This is a genomic window from Actinocrinis sp., assembly GCF_035946395.1.
GTDB lineage: Bacteria > Actinomycetota > Actinomycetes > Streptomycetales > Catenulisporaceae > Actinocrinis.
Genome location: NZ_DASYZI010000053.1, coordinates 1 through 3,335 on the forward strand (window position 1 = coordinate 1; position 3,335 = coordinate 3,335).

At 65.9% G+C, this 3,335-nt stretch carries 3 protein-coding genes and 1 pseudogene; 1 reads left to right on the plus strand and 3 read right to left on the minus strand.

What is annotated here, in order from left to right:
- Both VGS97_RS03470 and VGS97_RS03475 read right to left on the minus strand, forming a co-directional pair.
- Nucleotides 1-314: pseudogene (locus VGS97_RS03470) on the minus strand (hypothetical protein); the annotation flags it as partial.
- Nucleotides 315-394: 80 nt separating this feature from the next.
- Nucleotides 395-859, minus strand: coding sequence for a phage tail protein (locus VGS97_RS03475; protein ID WP_326851699.1), 465 nt, complete (start codon nt 857-859; stop codon nt 395-397).
- A gap of 394 nt (nt 860-1,253) precedes the next feature.
- Between VGS97_RS03475 and VGS97_RS03480 the strand changes: the two genes are divergently transcribed.
- Entirely contained in the window at nt 1,254-2,081 is an 828-nt protein-coding gene (locus VGS97_RS03480; protein ID WP_326851701.1) for an SDR family oxidoreductase, read from the plus strand.
- Nucleotides 2,082-2,215: 134 nt separating this feature from the next.
- Here the strand turns inward: VGS97_RS03480 and VGS97_RS03485 are convergent, their stop codons facing one another.
- Nucleotides 2,216-2,863 (minus strand): hypothetical protein, encoded by a 648-nt coding sequence (locus VGS97_RS03485; protein WP_326851700.1) that lies wholly within the window; start codon nt 2,861-2,863, stop codon nt 2,216-2,218.
- Nucleotides 2,864-3,335: the final 472 nt, after the last annotated feature.

The following is a 3,335-nucleotide window of genomic DNA, read 5'->3' on the forward strand; positions in this document are numbered from 1 at the left end:
CGCATCAGGGAACTGACGGCTTTCGGGCGCCGCGCCAGCGACCGCAGGTTGTCGACGTCGTCCTGCTCGACGTGTTCGATCTCGAACAACCTCGGCATGACGCTTTCCGGAAACCCGCACTCGTGAATCCCGCCCGTGTCCAGCAAGGTCGAGGGGTCCAGCAGCACCGCGCACCAGATGTCCGCCGGAACGGCCTTCAACAGGCCCTGGGCCGCGACCCCGGCCACGTCGGTGACGTTCTTGCCGCTCTTCACCGCGTACCGCAGTGACCGGTCCAGCGACTCGAAGTCGTGCGCCGACCGCGTACGAGACATGTCTCAACGTTACCGCGGGTTTTGATACCCGGGCGAGCATATGGAGTTTTTCGCCGTCCGTCCGCCGTGGTCGGTGCGACTCAGTACTCGCCCTTGATCACGAAGAAGGTTCCGCGGATGACGCCGGCCAGTTTCGACTTCTGGCGTGCGAACTTGAAGCGCGACGCGAGTTCTTCGGGGACTTCCATGCCTTCCGAGAGCTTGAATCCGACTGCGCGCTTCGCTCCTTCCTCGATGCCGTACATCACATTGACCGCCAGGCCGGATGCGTAGAACACGTAAGCCATCCGAAAGCCGTCCACCTCGAAGGAGGAGACTTCGAGCGGGCGGGCGGAGATGACGATGTCGCGCTCGTTGGAGAGGACGCCGTTCACCCAGTCGAGTACTTCCGGCGCCTCGGCTGCGGAGCTGACGATGAAATCATGATCATACTTGTTCTTGTAATAGCGCGCCTCGTTGGCGCGCAGTCCCGCGAGGGCCTTCGCGACGGGGCACGATTCCAGGCCGGCCGTGGATACGGTCTCGAAGTCTACGGCGTGGGGCATACGTCCTCCTGATGATGATCTTTGCGTACCGGCGCGGATCGCGTCCTTGGCGTCTGTGCTGGCTTCACGCTACGTCTCGGGGCCCGGGCCCGCTTCTCCATTCCTGATCGATCGGCCCGGGCGTGTCCGCACGGGGGACTCCGGCTCTGGTCGGTGACCTGTATGTGGATGTGGCCGGGCCGGAACGGGCCCGGCTGCCTCGGCGAACTCCTTGCGGTCTCAGGGATCGAACGCATGATCCATGTGCGCTGCGGCGAGGTGCTGGCTATCCTCGGCAGTCGTACGTCCCCGCACACCTCATTCGGGCTCTGACCCGCGTCTCAAGCGACGCCACGGCGAGGAATACATGAATCTCACAAGATCAGCATCCAATCCCGCATTGCCGCTGGCTGGCATGGTATGCGCGGTCACCGGTGGAGCTCAGGGCATTGGCTGGGCCTTGTCGGAGGCGTTCGCCAGGGCAGGGGCGCATGTGTACGCATGCGACATCTCTCCCACGTACCTGGACGCCGCTCAAAACTCGGCAAAGGCGCTTCCCGATACCTGCCGCATCGAACTCGAACGCTGTGACGTGAGCGACGCGAGCGACCTGGCGCGCTGGATCGGCGGCGTGTTCGAGCAGGAGGGCCGTATCGACATCCTGATCAACAACGCGGCGTTCATCCGCTGGGAGCCGATGGAGCGCTTGACGATCGAAGAAGCCGAGCAGACCGTGTCCACCGGACTGCTCGCGACGATACGCGCGACCGCGCTCGTACTGCCGCACATGCGCAAGGCCGGCCGAGGACACGTGGTGAACATCGGCTCGTCGGCGGGTCGGGTCATCACCGCGTCACCATCAGCGCCGTATGCTGCGGTCAAGGCCGCGGTCGAGGCCTTCACCGAGACGGTCCGGCTGGAACTGGCCGGCTCACCGGTGCGCGTCACGCTGGTCAGGCCCGGAGTCGTGTCCGGCACGAGCTTCTTCCGCGAGCACGTGCGCTTCGACCAACTGCCGCGCGCGACGGACTTCATGCCCTCCGTCACCCCACCGCAAGTCGCCTCCGCCGTGCTCGACGCGGTCCGCAAGGGCAAGCCCTTTGTGGACGTCCCGGGCTCCTTGCGTGTCCTCTACCTGCTGTACGCGCTCGCGCCCAATGCGACTCGCCGCCTCCTCGGCTTGGGCGGGGCCGCTCGCCGCGACGTCGGCGCCGTCGTGTGGGGCGGCCAGAAAGACAGCTGATCACCCGATCACCGGGTGCCAAGCTGCGCAGCCAGCCGTGCACGAAGCGCGGCCGGCCGGGGTGGCCCGGTCGGCCGCGCTTGTCTCACACGAAATCGGTCGCTCTTAGCTTGGCGGCTGGAGTGGCGGTTGACTTATTGGGCGGTGAAGGGTCCGGTGGTCTCGGTGCACTTGATCTCGGTGTTGGCGGGCGGGTTGTAGTAGTAGCAGCCGGCGCCGGGGGTGCTGTTGTATCCGGGCGGGCTGAACAGCAGGACGTTGTCGTTCACGCCCCAGGTACCGCTGAAGATTCCGTACACGGCGCCCGACGAAGTGTTCGAGCTGGAGTAGTTGTCATACGAGTTGCCGAACGCGTACGCGTTCGAGCTGCCCCATTGGAACAGCACGGTGGTGCCCTGCATGCGCAGCACGATGTTGCAGCTGACCGTGGCGGTCCAGCTGATTTCGCCGTTGGAGAAGGTGTCGGTGACGTACGGGTAGCTCACCGTGCAGCTGTAGGGGGTGTTCGGCGTGACCACGCCGGGCCGGTGCTTCGGCGTGAACAGCACGGTCCCGGCCGCGGCGGTGTTCGATCCCTGGTGGGTGACGGAGGCCCGCGCGCTGCCGGAGACGACGGTGGCGGCGGGCCGGGCGGTGGTGACGGACTGCGTGGCGGTGACGGACTGCGTGGTGGTGGCGGGCTGGGTGGAGGCGGCGGCAGGGGTCGCAATTCCTGTGGACAGGGCGATCCCGCAGGCCGCGGCAAGAGCGGCGGTGGCGAGTCGGGCGCGCTGAAGGATCATGACTTTCCGTCCTCTCTGGGCGGGAACGGGCGGCGCGCGAAGCCGCCACCCGCTCCTGCTGGGCCAGACGGCGGGCGTCTGGGAAGTCCCGCCCCATCGTAGAAGTGTTGTAGAGCGCTGAGATAGTGTGTGGAATCGGCTTGGTCCACGGCTCACAACTGCGCACGATCGGGTATTGCGCCTCAGGCGCCCCCGGCTGGACAGGCGGGACCGCTGTGGTCAGCATCGCGGCGTCAAGGCGAGCATCGAGCCATGATGTAAGTATTTGAGTACTCTACTGAATGTGCAGTGCGCTTGGGGCGTGCGGATGCGCGTTGCGGCCGTGGACTGCACCCGGTGCAGAACGGTCCGGGTATCTGGATCCGGCGCGAGAGAGGGATCGCATTGCAGCAAGTGCACACCCGGTGCATGGTGAGCTCACGGCGGTGACTTGTCAGGACACGCTGTGCACGCTGTGACCGTTCCAGGCGTA